Here is a 19,466-nt window from a genome sequence, read left to right as displayed (position 1 = left end):
CCGCGCGACTCCCAGCCACTCGGCGCCCGGACGCACCTTCCCCGGTGTCCGGTCGTGAGATGGATGGGGATCGGGCAGCAGGAACAGGACGGCGGGACCGCCATGGCAGACGACACCGAGAAGAAGCAGGTGCGCCCGACCGAGGAGCGCCACCTCCCCGTGCTCCTCGAGCGCTGCGTCGAGCTCCTCGCTCCGGCGATCGAGCGCGACGGCGCGGTGCTGGTGGACGCGACCCTGGGCATGGGCGGGCACTCGCTCGCGATGCTCGAGCGCTTCCCCGGCCTGCACCTCGTCGGTCTCGACCGCGACCCCGAGGCGCTGGCGCTGGCGGGGGAGCGGCTCTCCGCGCACTCCTCGCGGATCGACCTCGTGCACGCCGTCTACGACGAGCTGCCCGACGTGCTCGACGAGCTGGGGATCGACGAGATCGACGGGGCGCTCTTCGACCTCGGCGTCTCCTCGCTGCAGCTCGACGAGACCGAGCGGGGCTTCTCCTACTCCAAGGACGCGCCGCTGGATATGCGGATGGACGCCACGGCGCCGCTCACGGCCGAGACGATCCTGGCCGAGTACGACGAGGGCGCGCTCCGCCGCATCTTCCACGAGTACGGCGAGGAGCGCCTCGCCCAGCGTTACGCCAAGCGCATCGTCGAGGCACGGCGGGAGGCGCCGATCGTGCGCTCCGGCCGACTGGTCGAGATCATCCAGGCCGCGACGCCGGTCGCGATCCAGCGCAACGGCCACCCCGCCAAGCGCGTGTTCCAGGCGCTGCGCATCGAGGTCAACCAGGAGCTGTCGGTCCTCGAGCGCGCGATCCCCGCCGCACTCGACCGCGTCGCCGTCGGCGGCCGGATCGTCGTCGAGGCCTACCAGTCGCTCGAGGACCGCATCGTCAAGCGCGCACTCCAGGCCGCATCGTCCTCGACGGCCCCCGCGGGGCTGCCGATGGAGCTGCCCGAGCACCGACCCGAGTTCCGACTCGTCCTCCGCGGCGCCGAACTGGCGTCCGACGAGGAGAAGGCCCGAAACCCCCGAGCAACACCCGTGCGTCTGCGCGCGGCCGAGAGGATCAGGAGGACCGCGTGAGCGCCACCGCCGTCATCGACCCCGCCGTCATCGAGCACACCCGCCCGGCCCGTCCGGGTGAGCCGTCCGAGAGGCCCCGCATCGAGGCGGTCCCGGCCGCAGCGAGCGCACCGCGCCCCAAGCTCGTCTACGGGATCGTCGCCGTGGCGGGCCTGTTCGCGATCATCGTGGTGCAGCTCCTCGTGAGCGTGGGACTGTCGCAGGGCGCGTACCAGATCGCGGCGCTGCAGACCGAGCAGAAGACGCTCACCCGCAGCAACGCCGAGAAGCAGGACGCGGTCGACACGCTGAGCTCGCCGCAGAACCTCGCCACCGCCGCGCAGGGTCTCGGCATGGTCGCGAACACCGCTCCCGTCTACCTCCGCCTGTCGGACGGCGCCGTGCTGGGAGACCCCGCCTCCGCCTCCGCCAGCGAGGTCGGCACCGCTGGCGCCGCCGCGCTCGTGCCGAACGCCCTGATCCTCCCGGCCGGCGCGGAGGCCGCTCCGGCCGCCGCGAGCGCGTCGTCCGCCGCCGGAGCGGCCTCGGCCGTACCGTTGCAGGGCGAGCTGCCCGCCCCGATCACGCACTGACCGGCCAGGCCTCCCGGCCGCTCCGACCAGCACACGACGAACGGCTCCACCCCGCCCGGACGCAGAAGGACACCGCCGCAGTGAGACAGAACCGCTCCAGCCGACGCCGCACCGCCGTCACGTTCCTCGTGATCGCCGCGGTCGTGGGCCTGTTCATCGGCAAGCTCGTCGACATCCAGATCGTCCGCGCGAACGAGCTGACCGACGCAGCCGCCGAGAGCCAGTCGAGCAGCAGCGTCACCTACGGCACCCGCGGCGCGATCGTCGATCGTGCGGGCGCGGTCCTCGCGGACACGACGACCCGCTACCGGCTGACCACGTCGCCGCGCAACGTCGCCGAGTTCCCCCGCGAGATGCCGGACGGTCGGGAGGTCGTGGTCAGCGTCGAGCAGGCCGCCGCCGAGATCGGCGCGATCACCGGCCAGAGCGTGGAGCAGGTGACGGGCCTCGTCGACGCCGAGCTGGCCGAGAACGCGAAGGCCAACTACCTCGTCCTCGCCGAGGGCCTGGATCTCGAGGCGTTCCAGAAGCTGGTCGCGCTCGACATCCCGTGGCTCTACTTCGAGACGCAGCAGGGGCGGACGTACCCCAACGGCGCGGTGGCCGGCAACCTGATCGGCTACGTCGGCGCCGACGGCGCGGCTCAGGAGGGCGTGGAGTACACCGAGAACTCCTGCCTCGCCGGCAGGAACGGCTCCGAGAGCTTCGAGCGCAGCGCCGACTACGTCCGGATCCCGGGCAGCACCGTCGCCGAGACGCCCGCCGTCGACGGCGGGCAGGTGCAGCTGACCATCGACTCCGATCTTCAGTACTACGCGCAGCAGGTGCTGTCGCAGCGGGTCGCCGAGGTCGGCGGCAGCTACGGCATCGTCGTCGTGCAGGAGGTCGAGACCGGCAAGCTGCTCACCGTCGCCGAGACGCCGACCGTCGACCCCAACGACGTCACGGCCAGCGCCGCGGCCGATCGCGGATCCCGCGCGTTCCAGAGCCCGTTCGAGCCCGGATCGACGTTCAAGCCCATGACGGCCGCGATGCTGATCGACCAGGGTCTCGCGACTCCGACGACCCACGTGGTGACGCCCGACACCTTCGAGAAGAACGGCGTCTCGTTCAGCGACGACTTCGCGCACACGCCGACGAACTACACGCTGACGGGGATCCTCAAGGACTCGTCGAACGTGGGCATCGCCACGATCGGCTCGAAGCTGTCGGCGCAGCAGCGCTACGACTACATGCTGAAGTTCGGGCTCGACGCTCCGACCGCGGTCGGGTTCCCCGCGGAGTCCGGCGGCCTGCTCAGCGACTACCAGGACTGGGACGGCCAGACCAACTACACGACCATGTTCGGCCAGGGCGTCTCCGCCACGGCGATCCAGGTCGCGGGCATCTACCAGACCCTCGGGAACGACGGAGTGCGCCTCCCGGCGCAGCTGGTGGCCGGCTGCACCACGGCCGACGGGACCGTCGTCGACGTCCCGGACGCGACGGGCACGCAGGTCGTCTCGGCCGGAGCCGCGCACGACGTCGTCGACATGCTGCAGACCCATTACACCGACGGCTGGCTCGCCGACTACATCCACGTCGACGGCTACAACATCGCGACGAAGACCGGAACCGCGCAGCAGCCGGACGGCGACGGCGGCTACTCCTCGAGCTACACGGTCTCCCTCGCGGGGCTCGCTCCCGCGGAGGACCCGAAGTACGTCGTGACGGTCACCATCGCCGATCCGGTTAAGATGAACACGTCCCAGGCGACCGCCCCGGTCTTCCAGCAGGTCATGACCCAGGTGCTGAAGACCAACCGGGTGGAGCCGTCGACGGTCCCCGCCGTGAGCTACCCCACGACGTGGTGATCGCACCACCACGAGAGAAAGAGCGGGCATTGCACGTCACTCGCCCGCAGTCCTCCCTCCGACCCGAGCATCCGGTCCCGAGGTCGCTCTCGCAGCTGGTGTCCGAGTTCTCGCTCCGCGCCGTTCCGGGGACGGAGGGCGTCGAGGTGAGCGGAGTGACGCTCGACTCGCGTCAGGTCGAGTCCGGCGACCTCTACGTCGGCGTCGCCGGCCGGAGCGCGCACGGCGCCGCGTTCGCCTCCGACGCCGCCGCCTCGGGCGCCGTGGCGGTGCTGACCGACCCGGAGGGCGCGGCCCTCGCCGCGGCGAGCGGCCTGCCCGTCCTCGTGACCCCCGATCCGCGCGCCGCCCTCGGGGACGTCGCCTCCTGGATCCACCGCACCCGCGAGGACGTGCCCACCCTGTTCGGCGTCACCGGCACGAACGGCAAGACGAGCGTCGTCTACCTGCTCGACGCGCTCCTGCGCCGTCTCGGAGTCGTCTCCGGTCTCAGCTCGACAGCCGAGCGCCGCATCGGCGACGTCGCCGTGCCGAGCTCCCTGACCACCCCCGAGGCGAGCGAGCTGCACGCGCTCCTGGCACGGATGCGCGAGTCCGCGGTTCGCGCCGTGTCGATCGAGGTGTCCGCCCAGGCGCTCACCCGGCACCGCATCGACGGTGTCGTCTTCGACGTCGTCGGCTTCACGAACCTGAGCCACGACCACCTCGACGACTACTCCGACATGGCCCACTACTTCGAGGCCAAGGCCGATCTGTTCCAGCCCGACCGAGCGCGCCGCGGCGTCGTGACGGTCGACAGCGACTGGGGCCGGGAGCTCGCCGAGCGTTCACGGATCCCCGTCGCCACCCTCGCGAGCTCCCCGACGGTCGGAGTGGCCCCCGGCGTCCCCGCGGACTGGACGATGACCGTCGTCGCGGGAACCACCGAGCAGACGACCTTCCGGCTCGACGGGCCCGAGCACCGCTCGGTCGAGGTGACCGTGCCGCTCATCGGCTGGTACATGGCCGCGAACGCCGCACTCGCGATCGTGATGCTGGTCGAGTCCGGCTTCGACCTCGGAGCCATCGCGCACGCCCTCGAGGAGGGCGTCCTCGACGTGTACATCCCGGGTCGCGCCGAGCGGGTCTCGGGCGAGCGCGGTCCGCGCGTCTACGTCGACTACGGCCATACTCCCGACGCGTTCCAGAACGCCCTCGAGGCGCTGCGGGCACTGACGCCCGGTCGCCTGATCATGGTGTTCGGAGCCGACGGCGACCGCGATCCGACCAAGCGCGCCGACATGGGCGCGATCGCCGCCAGGCTGTCGGACATCGTCGTCGTCACCGACTTCCACCCCCGCTGGGAGGACCCCGCCGCGATCCGCGACGTCCTCCTCCGCGCGGCGAGGGAGGCGTCACCCGACCGGGAGATCCACGAGATCCCCGACCCGCGCGCCGCCGTGCGCGTCGCCGTCGCGCTCGCGCGCGAGGGGGATTCGATCCTCTACGCCGGACCCGGCCACGAGGACTACCAGGAGGTTGCAGGAGTGCACATGCCGTATTCGGCCAGGGACGACGTCCGTCTGGCTCTGCGTGAGGCGGGCTGGCTCTAGATGATCGCCCTGACCCTCACCGAGGTCGCCGAGGCCGTCTCCGGACGCCTGCACCTCGCCGGCCCCTCCTCGACGGCGTCGACGCTCGTCGACGGCGCCACCGAGACCGACTCCCGCGAGATCCGCCCCGGCGGGATCTTCGTCGCCAAGCGCGGCGAGCACACCGACGGGCACCTCTTCGCGCCGGCCGCCGTGCAGAACGGCGCCGCCCTCCTGATCGTGGAGCGCCCGCTCGACCTCGACGTGCCGCAGGTGCTCGTCGACGACTCCGTGCAGGCGCTCGGCGCCCTCGCGACGGAGGTCGTCCGGCGCGTCCGTGCGCTCGGCGGGCTGACCGTCGTCGGCGTGACCGGGTCCAACGGCAAGACGACGACGAAGAACCTCCTCCGCACGATCCTCGAGCGCGTCGGCGAGACCGTCGCCCCGCGCGGCTCGTTCAACAACGAGGTCGGTGCGCCGATCACGATGCTGCAGGTGTCGGAGTCGACGCGGTTCCTGGTCGCCGAGATGGGCGCCAGCGCCGTCGGCGAGATCCGGCGCCTGGTGCGCATGGCGAAGCCGGACGTCGGGATCGTCCTCGCGGTGGGTCTCGCGCACGCCGGCGAGTTCGGCGGCATCGAGCGCACCCTCGAGGCGAAGACCGAGATGGTCGCCGACCTCACCGCCGACGACGTCGCGGTGCTCAACTCCGACGACGGCCGGGTGGCCACGATGGCCGGCCGCACCGCCGCGCGCGTGCTCTGGTTCGGCCGCGGCGAGCGGGCCGACGTCCGCGCCGTCGACGTCGAGCCCTCCGCGGAGGGCACCCGGTTCACGATCGTCGTGCGCGAGGGCGAGGGCCGCGAGGCCGGCCGCGCCGAGCTGCTGCTGCGCGTGCTGGGCGAGCACCACGTGATGAACGCCCTGGCCGCGACCGCCGCCGCCCTCACGGTCGGCGTCCCGCTGCGGGAGATCGTCGAGGCGCTCTCGACCGTCACGCTCGCCGAGCGCTGGCGGATGCAGGTGCTCGGCGGGTCCGACGTCGTGGTCGTCAACGACGCCTACAACGCGAGCCCCGACTCCACCGCGGCGGCGCTGCGGACCCTGGCGCAGATCGCGAAGCCCGGAGGCCGCACGGTCGCGGTCCTCGGCGAGATGAGCGAGCTGGGGGAGTGGGCGGATGAGGAGCACGACCGCATCGGTCTGCACGCCGTCCGCCTGAACCTCTCGCAGATCGTCGTCGTGGGCGCCGGAGCACGGCGCATCCACATCGCGGCCGAGCGCGAGGGGTCGTGGAGCGGCGAGTCCGTCTTCGTCGACACGGCCGACGACGCGTACGCGTACCTCGAGGACTACCTGCAGAGCGGCGACACCGTCCTGGTGAAGTCCTCGAACTCGGCCGGGCTGCGATTCCTCGGCGACCGACTGGGAGAGCGACACCGATGAGAGCACTCCTTCTGGCGGGCGCCTTCTCCGGCGCGTTCACCCTCCTCCTGACGCCCCTGTTCATCCGGCTCTTCCACCGGCTGCAGTGGGGCCAGTTCATCCGCGAGGACGGACCGAAGTCGCACCACGTCAAGCACGGCACCGCCACGATGGGCGGCATCGTCATCATCATCGCGACCGTGGCGGGGTACTTCCTCGGCATGCTGTTCGGGAACCGCGCGGTGGCGCCCTCGGCGCTGCTGGTGCTGTTCATGATGGTGGGCCTGGGCCTCGTCGGCTTCCTCGACGACTTCCTGAAGACCCGCAACCAGCGGAGCCTGGGGCTCGGCGGCTGGGCGAAGATCGCCGGCCAGGTGATCGTCGCCGCGGGCTTCGCGGTGATCGCGATCATGGTGCGCGACCAGAACGGGCTGACCCCCGCGTCGACGTCGATCTCGTTCATCCGGGACCTGCCGTTCGACTTCGCCTCGCTCGGCTGGATCGGCATCGGTCTGTTCGTGCTGTGGATCTGCATCATCGTCACGAGCACCTCGAACGGCGTGAACGTCGCCGACGGTCTCGACGGCCTCGCGACGGGGTCCTCGATCCTCGCCATCGGGTCCTACGTCATCATCGGCTTCTGGCAGTCCAACCAGTGGTGCTTCGACGCGCAGCTCAATCCCGAGGTCGCCGACAAGTGCTACACGGTGAGCGATCCGTTCGACCTCGCGATCATCGCGGCGGCCATCTCGGGGGCGCTCGTCGGGTTCCTCTGGTGGAACACCTCGCCGGCGCAGATCTTCATGGGCGACACGGGCTCGCTGGGCCTCGGCGGCGCCCTCGCCGCGCTGGCGATCCTGACCCGCACCGAGCTGCTCGTCATCCTCATCGGCGGCCTCTTCGTCATCGTCACCGGATCGGTGATCGTGCAGCGGATCTACTTCAAGCTGACCCGGGGCAAGCGCATCTTCCTGATGAGCCCGCTCCACCACCACTTCGAGCTCAAGGGGTGGGCCGAGATCACCGTCGTGGTCCGCTTCTGGATCATCGCCGGCATCCTCGTGGCCGCCGGTGTCGGGCTCTTCTACCTCGAATGGCTCTCCCTGGCATGACCGACTCCGCACGCGCCGACCGCCTCGACTCCCTCCGCAGCTGGCACTCCGACTGGCGCGGGCTCCGCGTCGCGGTCCTGGGGCTCGGAGTGACGGGCTTCTCCGTCGCCGACACCCTGACCGAGCTCGGGGCGGAGGTCCTGGTCCTCGCCGACCGTGCTGACGAGGAGCGCGAGCGCCTGCTCGAGGTGATCGGCGCCCGCCTCCACCGCGCCGAGACCCTCGACACCGTGCCCGACGAGCTCGTCGCGTTCGACCCGGAGCTCGTCATCGTCTCGCCCGGCTTCCGGCCGACGCATCCGATCCTCGAGTGGACCGCCTCGAGGGGCACCGCCCTGTGGGGGGACGTCGAGCTCGCCTGGCGCGTGCGCGACAAGGTCGTGCGCGCCGACGGCACCCCGGCCGACTGGGTGCTCGTCACCGGCACGAACGGCAAGACCACCACGGTCCAGCTGACCGCGACGATGCTCGTCGCCGGCGGGCTTCGAGCCGCGCCCTGCGGGAACATCGGCGTCCCGGTCCTCGACGCGGTGCGCGATCCGCAGGGCTTCGACGTGCTCGTCGTCGAGCTCTCGAGCTACCAGCTGCACTACCTCGGCGCGATCGAGCCGATCGCGTCCACCTGCCTCAACATCGCCGAGGACCACCTCGACTGGCACGGCTCGTTCGAGGCGTACCGCGACGCGAAGGCCAAGGTCTACACGAACACGCGGGTGGCCTGCGTGTACAACCGGGCCGATGCCGCCACGGAGCAGATGGTGCTCGACGCGGAGGTGATCGAGGGCGCTCGGGCCATCGGCTTCGGACTCGGCGTGCCCGGGCCGAGCGACTTCGGCATCGTCGACGGGATCCTCTGCGACCGCGCGTTCCTGGAGGACCGGCACAGCAGCGCGATCGAGATCGCGACGGTCGACGAACTGGCCGCCCGCCACCTGGCCGCCCCGCACATCGTGCAGAACGTCCTCGCCGCCGCCGCCCTGTCGCGGGCCTGCGGCATCGAGCCGGGCGCGATCCGCCGCGCCCTGGCGGTCTTCGAGCTCGACGCGCACCGCATCCAGGTCGTCGCCGAGCGCTCCGGAGTGACGTGGATCGACGACTCGAAGGCCACCAATCCGCACGCCGCCGACGCGTCGCTCCGCGCGTACCCGTCGGTCGTCTGGCTGGTCGGCGGCCTGCTCAAGGGCGTCGACGTCGACGCCCTCGTCGCCGCGCACGTCGGCCGCCTCCGGGGCGCCGTGGTGATCGGAGTCGACCGTGTCGCGGTCCTCGAGGCATTCCGGCGACACGCGCCCGAACTCCCCGTCACCGAGGTGGTCCCGGATGACACTGGGGCGGTGATGCAGACGGCCGTCGAGGCCGCCGCGGTGCTCGCCTTCGAGGGCGACGTCGTCCTGCTCGCACCCGCCGCAGCATCCATGGACCAGTTCCGCGACTACGCGGCGCGGGGCCGCTCGTTCGCCGCGGCCGTCGAGACGTATCTGGGAGGAGGGGCCGATGACCGCTCCGACGACGGGCCGCTCCCGCACTGAGACCGGCAGGGCTCCGCAGGGCGCGAAGTCCGAGAGCGGCCGGCCCGCGAAGGAGCGGGGCGGGGTGCGCACCGCGCGCGTCGTCCTCGCGAAGGTCTTCGCCTCCGAGTCGCCGAACTTCTACCTCCTGTTCGGCACCACGCTGTTCCTGGTGCTGTTCGGGCTGACCATGGTCCTCTCCTCCTCCTCGGTGACCTCCTTCCGGTCGAGCGCCGACTCGTTCGGAGGGTTCCTCCGCCAGGGTGTGTTCGCGCTGGCCGGGATCCCGCTGATGCTCCTCGTCTCGCGCGTCCCGCTCACCCTGCTCAAGCGGTCGACACCGTGGCTGCTCGGCGCCGGCTGCGTCCTGCAGCTGCTCGTCGTCGTCTCGCCGCTCGGAGTGGGAACGGGCGGCAACAAGAACTGGCTGAAGCTGGGCGCCTTCACGCTGCAGCCCTCCGAGATCCTCAAGCTCGGCCTCGCCCTCTGGCTCGGCCTGCTGCTCGCTCGGCGCTTCCGAGCGGTGACGGAGTGGAAGAGCGCGCTGGTCCCCGTCCTGCTCGTCGCCGGATCGGCGATCCTGCTGGTGCTCGCGGGAGGAGACCTCGGAACCGTCGTGATCATGGCGGGCATCGTGCTCGCGGCGCTGTTCTACGCCGGGATGCCGATGCGGGTGCTCACCCCGCTCGTGCTCATCGGCGCGGCCGGAGCCGTCCTCTTCGCGATCTCGACCGAGAACCGCCGCACCCGCATCTTCTCCTTCCTCGGCGACTGCTCGGGGCCCGGGCAGTACGAGACGTCCTGCTGGCAGCCCCTGCACGGCACCTGGGCGATGGCCTCCGGCGGCGTGTTCGGCGTCGGGCTGGGGAACTCGAAGGCGAAGTGGTCGTGGCTCCCGGCTGCCGACAACGACTACATCTTCGCGATCATCGGCGAGGAGCTCGGCCTGATCGGCGCGATCGTCGTGCTGGCGTTGTTCGTGGTGCTGTCCGTCGCCTTCTTCCGCATCATCCACGCCGCCACCGACCCCTTCGTGCGCGTCACCACGGCGGCCGTCATGGTCTGGCTGATCGGCCAGGCGTTCGTGAACATCGGAGTGGTGCTCGGGGTCCTCCCGGTCCTGGGCGTGCCCCTCCCGCTCATCTCCTCCGGAGGCACCGCCCTGCTCAGCTCGCTGCTCGCCATCGGGGTCGTGCTCTCGTTCTCCCGCAACCAGACGACCGGGCTGCCGCACCTCGGCGCGCCCCGCCGCTCCAGGAAGGCCGCTGCGAAGTGACCCGCTACCTGCTCGCCGGCGGCGGCACCGCCGGCCACGTGAATCCGCTGCTCGCGACCGCCGACGAGATCCGCGCGCGCGACGCGGATGCCGAGGTACTGGTGCTCGGCACCGCCGAGGGACTCGAGGCCCGTCTCGTCCCGCTCCGCGGCTACGAGCTGTCCGTGATCCCCCGGCTGCCGTTCCCGCGTCGGCCGGACGCCGCAGTGCTGCGCTTCCCCGGCGCGCTCACGTCCGCGATCGACGGCGTCGTGCGCACGATCCGCGACCGCCGGATCGACGTGGTGGTCGGCTACGGCGGCTACGCGGCGGCTCCCGCGTACCTCGCCGCCCGCCGCGCCCGCGTCCCTTACGTCGTGCACGAGGCGAACGCCCGCCCCGGTCTCGCGAATCGGCTCGGCGCCCGCGGCACCCGCTTCGTCGGTGTCGCGTTCGAGGGCACTCCGCTGCCGCACGCGACCGTCGTCGGCATGCCGCTGCGCCGCGAGATCGCGGACCTCGACCGCTCCGCTCGGCGCGACGAGGCGATCGCGGCGTTCGGGCTGGACGCCGCGCGCCCCACCCTGCTCGTGACCGGCGGCTCGCTCGGCGCCCGGCGGATCAACGCCACGGTGCACGCGTCCGCCGCGGTGATCCTCGCCACCGGCGTCCAGATCCTGCACATCACCGGCGACCGCGCCGAGATCTCCGACCCGGGTCTTGCCGGCTACCACCTCCTCCCGTACTGCGACCGGATGGACCTCGCCCTCTCGGCCGCCGACGTCGCCGTCTCGCGGGCCGGAGCCGCCACCGTCAGCGAGCTGAGCGCGCTCGGTCTGCCCGCGGTGTACGTCCCGTACCCCGTCGGCAACGGCGAGCAGCGCTTCAACGCCCGGGGCGTCGTCGAGGCCGGGGGAGCGCTCCTGGTCGAGGACGCCGCCTTCCTCCCCGGCTGGGTGCAGAGCGGGCTCGTCCCGTTGCTGCAGGACCCCGAACGGCTCGAGGCCATGGGCCGCCGTGCCGCCACGGTCGGCGTCCGCGACGGCTCCGAGCGGCTCGTCGACCTCGTCGACTCGGCCCTCGCGGCACGCCGATGACACCCCTCCGCGCGGCTCCCCGAACGCTTCCGCAGCACCGTCTACACTGATCCGGCGCCACGCCCCGGCCCCCTCGCCGCAGCGACTCCCGGCCGCCGAAGACCCGAAAGCGAGACCTCCGTGATCAAGCCCGACCTCGGCATCACCGTCCCCGACGAACTCGGATCGGTGCACTTCATCGGCATCGGCGGATCGGGCATGAGCGGTATCGCGCGCCTCTTCCACCACGCCGGTCACCGGGTCACCGGATCGGACGTGCGCGAGTCGCACCCGATCGAGCAGCTCCGCGAGCTCGGCATCCCGGTCGCCATCGGTCACGACGCGGAGAACCTCGGTGACGCCGAGGCCGTGGTCGTCACCTCCGCCCTCTGGCCGGACAACCCGGAGTACGTCCTCGCGAAGGAGCGGGGCCTGCCCGTCCTGCACCGCTCGCAGGCACTCGCCTGGCTCGTCCGCGGGCACCGCCTCGTCGCGGTGGCCGGCGCGCACGGCAAGACCACCTCGACCGGCATGATCGTGACCGGTCTGCTGGGTCTCGACGCCGATCCGAGCTTCGTGAACGGCGGCATCATCGAGAGCCTGGGCACCTCCTCGGCGGCGGGGTCGAGCGACCTCTTCGTCGTGGAGGCGGACGAGTCGGACGGCAGCTTCCTGCTCTACGACACCGCGGTGACGCTGATCACCAACGTCGATCCCGACCACCTCGACCACTACGGCTCGCTGCAGGCGTTCGAGGACGCGTTCGTCACCTTCGCGTCGAACGCGGGCGAGCTCGTCGTCATCTCCTCCGACGACCCCGGCGCGGTGAAGGTGTCCGAGAAGCTCGAGGGCAAGCGGGTCCTCACCTTCGGCGAGGCGGAGGGCGCCGACGTGCGGGTCGTCGACCTGGAGCTCGTGGGCCCCGTGGGCTTCACCGTCGAGTTCGAAGGGCGCCGCTACTCCGCCCGCCTGCGCATCCCGGGCCGTCACAACGCCGTCAACGCTGCCGGCGCGTTCGCCGTGCTCGTCGGCCTCGGCTTCGATCCCGCCGCCTCGCTCGAGGCCGTGTCGGCCTTCGGAGGGACCGAGCGCCGATTCGAGCTGCACGGCGCGGTCCGCGGCGTCAGCGTCTACGACGACTACGCCCACCACCCGACCGAGGTCGCGGCCGCGCTGTCGGCCGCGCGGACCGTCGTGGGGGAGGGTCGCATCATCGCGGTGCACCAGCCGCACCTGTACAGCAGGACCCGCCTGTTCGCGAAGGAGTTCGCCGAGACGCTCGAGCGCTACGCCGACGAGACGATCGTGCTGGACGTCTACGGCGCCCGCGAGGATCCCGAGCCCGGCGTCACCGGCGCGCTCGTGAGCGGCAAGTTCGCGGACCCGTCGCACGTGTCCTTCCTCGCCGACTGGCAGGAGGCCGCGGAGCAGACCGCGCGCCTCGCGCGCGAGGGCGACTTCGTCATCACGCTGGGCTGCGGCGACGTCTACCGCATCATCCCGCAGCTGCTCGAGTCGCTCGGAGCGAACGAGGACGCCGCGGTCGGTCGATGACCGGATCGGATCGACGGGGGCGACGGGCGTGAAGCGGCCCGAGGGGCGCCGTCCGGCCGTGCCTGTGCGCCCGGGGACGCGCGAGCGGGAGTCCGTACCGGAGTCCAGCGGAGAGCCGACCGAGCCGATCCGCATCGTCCCGGCGACTCGTTCCGCCTCGTCGACTCCGACCGAGGAGCGACCGCCGGAGCGGGCGTCGTCCGGTTCCGGAGAGTCCTCCGCTCCCGCCTCTGCGCGGGGTAGTGCCTCCCGGGCCGCGGCCTCCGCGCGGTCGGCCGTCGCCGGGCTCCGGATGCCCGGTGCCGAGCAGCGCGCCGTCGCGCGGGCCGCCCGCACCCGGCGCCGGTTCGAGCGCGGCGAGGTGCGCCGATTCACCCGGCGCGCCCGCCGTCGCCGCCTGACCGCGCTGGTCGTCGCAGGATCCCTGGTGCTCCTCGCGATCGTCGTCGCGGTCGCGGCGTACTCCCCGCTGATGGCGGTCAGGACCATCGAGATCACCGGCACCTCGCGCATCGACGCGGTCGCGCTCGAGGACTCGCTGTCGGATCAGATCGGGGTCCCGCTGACCCTCGTCGATCGCGAGGCCGTCGGCGACGTGATCGGCGGCTACCCGCTCATCCAGAGCTACTCGCTGCAGACCCGCCCGCCGAGCACGCTGGTCGTGTCCGTCGTCGAGCGGACCCCGGTCGGCGTCCTGCTGAACGGGGACCGCTTCGACCTCGTCGATTCGGCGGGCGTCGTCATCGAGACCTCCGACACGGCCCCGGCCGGGTACCCGACCCTCACCACGCCGTCGGGCGGAGCGACGGGGACGGCGTTCCACTCGCTGGCCCGGGTGCTGCTCACGCTCCCGGCGTCCCTCGACGGGCGGGTCGCCGCGGTGACCGCCACCACGGGCGACGACGTCACGCTCACCCTGGGCGACGGAGCGGTCGTGATGTGGGGCGGGCCCGACCGCTCGGCGCAGAAGGCGGTCGTCCTGGAGAAGCTCATGGCGGCCACGGACCCGGCGGAGGTGTCGTCGTACGACGTGTCCTCGCCCGCCGCGGCCGTCGTCGGCCGTCGCTGAGCCCCGGCCCGGACGGATCCGCTCGGCTCTTTGCCGAATGCGGGCGTGTCTGTCGCGAGCGGGAGCGGACTCCGCCTACCGTCGATCCCACACCCCAAATGCATACTCAGCATAACTTTAAGCCTCAACTACAGGTTTAAGGTTCAGCCCGGAGGCCGGACACGTGACTTCACACCAGAACTACCTCGCCGTGATCAAGGTCGTCGGCATCGGCGGCGGCGGCGTCAACGCCGTCAACCGCATGATCGAGCTCGGCCTTCGCGGCGTCGAGTTCATCGCCATCAACACCGATGCACAGGCGCTCCTCCTCAGCGACGCCGACGTCAAGCTCGACGTCGGCCGCGAGCTCACCCGTGGACTCGGCGCGGGCGCCGACCCCGAGGTCGGCCGACGCGCCGCCGAGGACCACGCCGAGGAGATCGAGGAGGTGCTCGCCGGCGCCGACATGGTCTTCGTGACCGCCGGAGAGGGCGGCGGCACCGGCACCGGCGGCGCGCCCGTCGTCGCGCGCATCGCCAAGTCGATCGGCGCCCTGACGATCGGCGTCGTGACCAAGCCCTTCGGCTTCGAGGGACGTCGTCGCCAGACCCAGGCCGAGGCCGGCGTCGCGACGCTGAAGAACGAGGTCGACACCCTCATCGTCGTCCCGAACGACCGCCTGCTCGAGATCAGCGACCGCGGCATCTCGATGCTCGAGGCGTTCGCCACCGCCGACCAGGTCCTCCTCGCCGGTGTGCAGGGCATCACCGACCTCATCACCACTCCGGGTCTGATCAACCTCGACTTCGCCGACGTCAAGTCCGTCATGCAGGGCGCCGGATCCGCGCTCATGGGCATCGGATCCTCGCGCGGCGCCGATCGCGCGATCAAGGCCGCCGAACTCGCGGTCGCGTCCCCGCTGCTCGAGGCGAGCATCGACGGCGCGCACGGCGTGCTGCTCTCGATCCAGGGCGGATCGAACCTCGGCATCTTCGAGATCAACGACGCCGCCCGCCTGGTCCAGGAGGCGGTGCACGCCGAGGCGAACATCATCTTCGGTGCCGTCATCGACGACACCCTCGGCGACGAGGTGCGCGTCACGGTCATCGCGGCCGGCTTCGACGGCGGAGAGCCGGGCGGGCAGGCTCCCGCGGCGCTCGCCCAGCCCCGCACGCAGCAGAGCGCGGCGTCGGAGTCGTCCGAGCCGGTCCCCGTCGCCGCGGCCGCCCCCGCCGCCGGATCGATCTGGTCGAGCGCGCCCGTCGCGGCTCCCGCGCCGGTCGCCGACCCGTCCTTCGACGACGACGACAGCGACCTCGACATCCCCGACTTCCTCAAGTAGTCGGCCGTGACCGATCCCGAGCTGGCCGCGCGCTGGTCCTCGGTCTCCGAGCGGGTCGCCGACGCGGCCCGCTCGGCCGGTCGCGATCCCGGTGGCATCACCACCATCGTCGTGACCAAGTTCCATCCCGTCGCGCTGATCCGCGATCTGCTCGCACTGGGCGTCGTCGACTTCGGCGAGAACCGGCACCAGGAGGCGCAGGAGAAGGCGGCCGAGCTCGCCGGCACTCCTGCGCGCTGGCATTTCATCGGGCAGCTGCAGAGCAAGAAGGCGCGGCAGGCGCGTCGGTACGCGTCGGCGATCCACTCCGTCGACCGCCTCGCCCTCGTCCCGCTCCTGGACACGGGGGAAGACCTTCTCGACGTCTTCCTGCAGATCAACCTCACCGATGATCCGGACCGCGGAGGCGCGGCACCCGACGACGTCGAGCACCTCGCCGAGGCCCTCGCGAGCGCCGAGCACCTGCGCTTCCGGGGCGTCATGGCGGTCGCTCCGCTCGGCGAGGACCCCCATCCCGCGTTCGCGCGACTGCGCGCGCTCTCGGAGCGCGTGCGCGCCATCGATCCGTCGGCCTCCGCCGTCTCGGCCGGCATGTCGCACGACTTCGCCGAGGCGATCGCGGAGGGCGCGACACACCTGCGAATCGGGTCGGCAATCACCGGCAATCGACCCGCCCGCCCTTAACCTCGACCTGACCCACTAGTGGGAGCAGACACGACACGGAGGACACAGATGGCCAACCCGCTGAAGAAGACGATGGTCTACCTCGGACTCGCCGATGAAGAGGTCGAGTACGAGCGCGCCGACACCGTCGAGGCGGCTCCGACCACGGCCCACCGCGCCCCGGTCTCGCCCGTCCAGCCCGTCCCGCCGGTCGAGCAGACCGCCCCGCAGCAGCCCCGCGCGACGGTCACCCCGCTCCGCAAGCCCACCCCCCAGACTCCGAAGGCGACGGCCCACGCCGAGATGAACGAGATCCTCACCGTCCACCCCAAGCAGTACCGTGACGCGCAGGTCATCGCGGAGAACTTCCGCGACGGCATCCCCGTGATCATCAACCTCTCGCAGATGAGCGATGCGGACGCCCGCCGTCTCATCGACTTCGCGAGCGGCCTCTCGCAGGGCCTCTACGGCCGGATCGAGCGCGTGACGAGCAAGGTCTTCCTGCTCTCGCCGTCGCACATCACGGTCGCCGGCGACTCGGCCTCCGCCGAGAGCGACGCCGACGCGTCGTTCTTCGCGAAGTCCTGACCCCGGGGAGCCCTGGCCCGCGGTGACCTCCGTCGTCTCGCTCCTCGGGAGCGTCCTCTACTTCGTCCTGCTCCTGTACTTCTTCGCCATGTGGGCGAGGTTCGTGCTCGATCTGGTGCGGGTCATCCGCCGTGACTGGCGTCCGCGCGGCGCCGGTCTCGTCGCCGCCGAGACCGTCTACACGGTCACGGACCCGCCCATCTCCTTCTTCCGGCGGCTCATCAAGCCCGTGTCGATCGGTCCGATCGCCCTCGACTTCGGCTGGAGCCTCACCATGCTCTGCGTGATCGTGGGCATGTACATCGCGACCTGGCTCCGCGCCGCCTGATCCGACTCCGGCCTTTCCCGGTGGTCCCTCAGTGAGAGGGTGCACCGGGCGGTGCCGGGATCACTTCCGCTCCCTGTATCGTGGGGGCGTCCTGACGTTCTCCGCGGTGCTCGCACTGCGCCGCGTTCACGAAGTTGCTAGCTTTAGTCGAACGTCGATAAACGTGTACCTACTTGAAATCGAAGGTGGAAAGCCATGGCGCTCACTCCCGAAGATGTTGTCAATAAGCGGTTCCAGCCGACGAAGTTCCGCGAGGGCTACGACCAGGACGAGGTCGACGACTTCCTCGACGAGGTCGTCGTGGAGCTCCGCCGCCTGAACCAGGAGAACGAGGAGCTGCGCCAGAGCCTCGCCTCCGGCGGCTCCGACGCACCGCGCGACGCCGCGCCGGTGACGTCCCCCGCTCCCGTGGTCGACGAGACCCCGGCCCCCGAGCCGGAGCCCGAGCCGACTCCGACGCCCGCGCCCGTCGCCGCTCCCGCCGCGTCGCAGTCGGCCCCGGTCGACGAGGCCGAGTCCTCCAGCGGACTCCTGCAGCTCGCCCGCCGCCTCCACGAGGAGCACGTCCGCGAGGGCGCCGAGAAGCGCGATGCTCTCGTCGCCGAGGGCCGGGCGACCGCCGCTCGCCTCGTCGCCGAGGCCGAGGCGAAGCAGCGCCAGCAGCTCGCGAAGCTCGACGAGGAGCGCGCGACCGTGGAGCACCGCATCGACGAGCTCCGCACTTTCGAGCGCGAGTACCGCCAGAAGCTGAAGAGCTACATCGAGGGTCAGCTCCGCGAGCTCGACGTCCAGCCGGTTCCGGCGGAGTCGTCCTCGTTCCCCGGCTTTGGGGCGTAGCACCACCGCAGCGAACGTCAGGCCGAGGGTGCTCGTCACCCTCGGCCTCGTTGCGCTCGCGGTGTTCGCGATCGATCAGATCGCGAAGCACCTGGTCACGACGACCCTCACGCTCGGCGAGGACGTCCACGTCCTGGGCGACGTCCTGATCCTCCACTACGTGAAGAACCCGGGGGCGGCGTTCTCGCTCGCGAGCGGCTCGACCTGGATCTTCTCGATCATCGCCGCGTGCGTGGTCGTCGCGGTGATCTGGTTCGCCCGGCGCATCCGTTCGGCCGCCTGGGCGCTGTTCTTCGGGCTGCTGCTCGGCGGCACGCTCGGCAACCTGTTCGACCGACTCTTCCGCGAGCCGTCGTTCGGTCTCGGACACGTCGTCGACTTCCTCTACACGCCCTGGCTGCTCCCGGCGATCTACAACATCGCCGACATCGCCATCTGCTCGGCGATGGCGATCTTCGTGATCCTGAGTCTGCGCGGCGTGAACCTCGACGGCACGCGCACGACGAAGGCGAGCGAGGCCGCCGCGGCCGAGGAGCCGTCCGACGCCGCGCGATCGGGCGACGACGCCGACGCACCGCACGGCGAGCCGAGGACCGGCGCCTGATGGCGCAGTCCCGCTCCCTGCCCGTCCCCGACGGGCTCGACGGCCTGCGCACCGACGCCGCCGTGGCCAAGCTCCTGGGCTTCTCGCGCACCTTCGCCGCCGACGTCGCGGAGGCCGGAGGAGTGACGGCCGACGGCCGCGTCCTCGACAAGAGCGACCGGGTCGTCGCCGGTTCGTGGTTGACGGTGGAGTGGTCCCCCCGCGAGGAGCCGCGGATCGTCCCGATCGCGGTCCCCGACCTCGGCATCGTGCACGACGACGACGACATCGTCGTCATCGACAAGCCGGTCGGAGTCGCGGCGCACCCCGCGGTCGGCTGGGAGGGCCCCACGGTCCTGGGCGCCCTCGCCGCGGCCGGCTTCACGGTGTCCACCTCCGGAGCCGCGGAGCGAGCGGGCATCGTGCACCGCCTCGACGCGGGCACGAGCGGACTCATGGTGGTCGCGAAGTCGGAGCGGGCCTACACCCACCTCAAGCGCGCGTTCCACGACCGCACGGTCGAGAAGGTCTACCACGCGGTCGTCCAGGGCCACCCGGACCCGCTCGTCGGCACCATCGACGCGCCGCTCGGACGCCACCCCTCCTCGGACTGGAAGTTCGCGGTCCGGGCCGATGGCAAGCCGTCGGTGACCCATTACGAGACCATCGAGGCCTTCCCGTTCGCCTCGCTGCTCGAGATCCACCTCGAGACCGGCCGCACCCACCAGATCCGGGTGCACATGGCCGCCCAGCGCCATCCGTGCGTCGGCGACGCGATGTACGGGGCCGACCCCACTCTGTCGGCCCGGCTCGGACTCACCCGCCAGTGGCTCGACGCGGTGCGCCTGGGCTTCACCCATCCGGGTTCGGGGGAGTGGGTCGAGTTCCAGGCGTCCTATCCCGACGACCTCGCGCACGCGCTCTCGGTGCTGCGCGGGGAGTGATCCGAGCGATCCGTCGCTCCCCGCCGTCCGGCCGTCCTCGCGCGGTTAGACTTTTCCACCGCGGTCGTTCACGACCCTCCCCGGGTCCCCGGTCCCCTCGCTCGCAGTCCGTCGGAGGCGC

The 19,466-nt window shown here is 71.6% G+C and carries 18 protein-coding genes; all 18 read left to right on the top strand.

What is annotated here, in order from left to right:
* Window positions 1-102: 102 nt before the first annotated feature.
* The 18 genes from rsmH (at window position 103) to ASF46_RS09590 (ending at window position 19,345) form a co-directional block, all read left to right on the top strand.
* Window positions 103-1,086, top strand: coding sequence for a 16S rRNA (cytosine(1402)-N(4))-methyltransferase RsmH (gene rsmH, locus ASF46_RS09675; protein ID WP_056867278.1), 984 nt, complete (start codon window positions 103-105; stop codon window positions 1,084-1,086).
* The gene (locus ASF46_RS09670; protein ID WP_055794949.1) at window positions 1,083-1,658 is read left to right on the top strand and encodes a hypothetical protein; all 576 of its coding nucleotides are present in this window, start codon (window positions 1,083-1,085) and stop codon (window positions 1,656-1,658) included. Before rsmH ends, ASF46_RS09670 begins: the two co-directional genes overlap by 4 nt.
* Window positions 1,659-1,738: 80 nt before the next feature.
* Entirely contained in the window at window positions 1,739-3,511 is a 1,773-nt protein-coding gene (locus tag ASF46_RS09665) for a peptidoglycan D,D-transpeptidase FtsI family protein (RefSeq protein WP_235576893.1), read from the top strand.
* Window positions 3,512-3,540: 29 nt separating this feature from the next.
* Window positions 3,541-5,103: a Mur ligase family protein gene (locus tag ASF46_RS09660; protein ID WP_056867277.1), complete on the top strand. Its 1,563-nt coding sequence runs from the start codon at window positions 3,541-3,543 to the stop codon at window positions 5,101-5,103.
* On the top strand, window positions 5,104-6,528 hold the full coding sequence (locus tag ASF46_RS09655) for a UDP-N-acetylmuramoyl-tripeptide--D-alanyl-D-alanine ligase (RefSeq protein ID WP_056867276.1): 1,425 nt from the start codon (window positions 5,104-5,106) through the stop codon (window positions 6,526-6,528).
* Complete coding sequence (gene mraY / locus ASF46_RS09650) at window positions 6,525-7,619, top strand: phospho-N-acetylmuramoyl-pentapeptide-transferase (protein WP_056867275.1); 1,095 nt, start codon at window positions 6,525-6,527, stop codon at window positions 7,617-7,619. The genes ASF46_RS09655 and mraY overlap by 4 nt, the downstream gene beginning before the upstream one ends.
* A complete protein-coding gene (murD, locus tag ASF46_RS09645) occupies window positions 7,616-9,148 on the top strand; it encodes a UDP-N-acetylmuramoyl-L-alanine--D-glutamate ligase (RefSeq protein WP_056867274.1) in 1,533 nt (510 codons plus the stop codon). The genes mraY and murD overlap by 4 nt, the downstream gene beginning before the upstream one ends.
* Entirely contained in the window at window positions 9,114-10,403 is a 1,290-nt protein-coding gene (gene ftsW / locus ASF46_RS09640) for a putative lipid II flippase FtsW (RefSeq protein ID WP_056867273.1), read from the top strand. Before murD ends, ftsW begins: the two co-directional genes overlap by 35 nt.
* Complete coding sequence (locus tag ASF46_RS09635; protein WP_056867272.1) at window positions 10,400-11,479, top strand: UDP-N-acetylglucosamine--N-acetylmuramyl-(pentapeptide) pyrophosphoryl-undecaprenol N-acetylglucosamine transferase; 1,080 nt, start codon at window positions 10,400-10,402, stop codon at window positions 11,477-11,479. The genes ftsW and ASF46_RS09635 overlap by 4 nt, the downstream gene beginning before the upstream one ends.
* A 120-nt stretch (window positions 11,480-11,599) precedes the next feature.
* Complete coding sequence (gene murC / locus ASF46_RS09630; protein ID WP_056867271.1) at window positions 11,600-13,012, top strand: UDP-N-acetylmuramate--L-alanine ligase; 1,413 nt, start codon at window positions 11,600-11,602, stop codon at window positions 13,010-13,012.
* A gap of 292 nt (window positions 13,013-13,304) precedes the next feature.
* A complete protein-coding gene (locus tag ASF46_RS09625) occupies window positions 13,305-14,081 on the top strand; it encodes a cell division protein FtsQ/DivIB (RefSeq protein WP_056867270.1) in 777 nt (258 codons plus the stop codon).
* 163 nt (window positions 14,082-14,244) lie between these two features.
* The gene (ftsZ, locus tag ASF46_RS09620) at window positions 14,245-15,402 is read left to right on the top strand and encodes a cell division protein FtsZ (protein WP_055794975.1); all 1,158 of its coding nucleotides are present in this window, start codon (window positions 14,245-14,247) and stop codon (window positions 15,400-15,402) included.
* A 6-nt stretch (window positions 15,403-15,408) separates the two neighbouring features.
* Window positions 15,409-16,086, top strand: a complete 678-nt coding sequence (locus ASF46_RS09615; protein WP_056867269.1) for a YggS family pyridoxal phosphate-dependent enzyme — start codon at window positions 15,409-15,411, stop codon at window positions 16,084-16,086.
* A gap of 48 nt (window positions 16,087-16,134) precedes the next feature.
* Entirely contained in the window at window positions 16,135-16,653 is a 519-nt protein-coding gene (locus ASF46_RS09610) for a cell division protein SepF (RefSeq protein ID WP_055794981.1), read from the top strand.
* 22 nt (window positions 16,654-16,675) lie between these two features.
* Window positions 16,676-16,981 (top strand): YggT family protein, encoded by a 306-nt coding sequence (locus tag ASF46_RS09605; RefSeq protein ID WP_055794987.1) that lies wholly within the window; start codon window positions 16,676-16,678, stop codon window positions 16,979-16,981.
* 195 nt (window positions 16,982-17,176) lie between these two features.
* Window positions 17,177-17,818: a DivIVA domain-containing protein gene (locus ASF46_RS09600; protein WP_056867268.1), complete on the top strand. Its 642-nt coding sequence runs from the start codon at window positions 17,177-17,179 to the stop codon at window positions 17,816-17,818.
* Window positions 17,819-17,846: 28 nt separating this feature from the next.
* Window positions 17,847-18,422 (top strand): signal peptidase II, encoded by a 576-nt coding sequence (gene lspA, locus ASF46_RS09595; protein ID WP_056867267.1) that lies wholly within the window; start codon window positions 17,847-17,849, stop codon window positions 18,420-18,422.
* Window positions 18,422-19,345, top strand: coding sequence for an RluA family pseudouridine synthase (locus ASF46_RS09590; protein ID WP_056867266.1), 924 nt, complete (start codon window positions 18,422-18,424; stop codon window positions 19,343-19,345). The genes lspA and ASF46_RS09590 overlap by 1 nt, the downstream gene beginning before the upstream one ends.
* Window positions 19,346-19,466 lie beyond the last annotated feature (121 nt).

The organism is Rathayibacter sp. Leaf296 (genome assembly GCF_001423045.1).
GTDB classification, from domain to species: domain Bacteria; phylum Actinomycetota; class Actinomycetes; order Actinomycetales; family Microbacteriaceae; genus Rathayibacter; species Rathayibacter caricis.
Note: the sequence above shows the minus strand (reverse complement) of the source record. Positions and strands in the feature narration are given on the sequence as shown.

Coding starts and splice junctions, on each gene's coding strand:
- rsmH (WP_056867278.1), top strand. CDS start 103: ATGGCAGACGACACCGAGAAGAAGCAGGTGCGCCCGACCGAGGAGCGC.
- ASF46_RS09655 (WP_056867276.1), top strand. CDS start 5,104: ATGATCGCCCTGACCCTCACCGAGGTCGCCGAGGCCGTCTCCGGACGC.
- mraY (WP_056867275.1), top strand. CDS start 6,525: ATGAGAGCACTCCTTCTGGCGGGCGCCTTCTCCGGCGCGTTCACCCTC.
- murD (WP_056867274.1), top strand. CDS start 7,616: ATGACCGACTCCGCACGCGCCGACCGCCTCGACTCCCTCCGCAGCTGG.
- ftsW (WP_056867273.1), top strand. CDS start 9,114: ATGACCGCTCCGACGACGGGCCGCTCCCGCACTGAGACCGGCAGGGCT.
- ASF46_RS09625 (WP_056867270.1), top strand. CDS start 13,305: ATGCCCGGTGCCGAGCAGCGCGCCGTCGCGCGGGCCGCCCGCACCCGG.
- ASF46_RS09610 (WP_055794981.1), top strand. CDS start 16,135: ATGGCCAACCCGCTGAAGAAGACGATGGTCTACCTCGGACTCGCCGAT.
- ASF46_RS09600 (WP_056867268.1), top strand. CDS start 17,177: ATGGCGCTCACTCCCGAAGATGTTGTCAATAAGCGGTTCCAGCCGACG.
- ASF46_RS09590 (WP_056867266.1), top strand. CDS start 18,422: ATGGCGCAGTCCCGCTCCCTGCCCGTCCCCGACGGGCTCGACGGCCTG.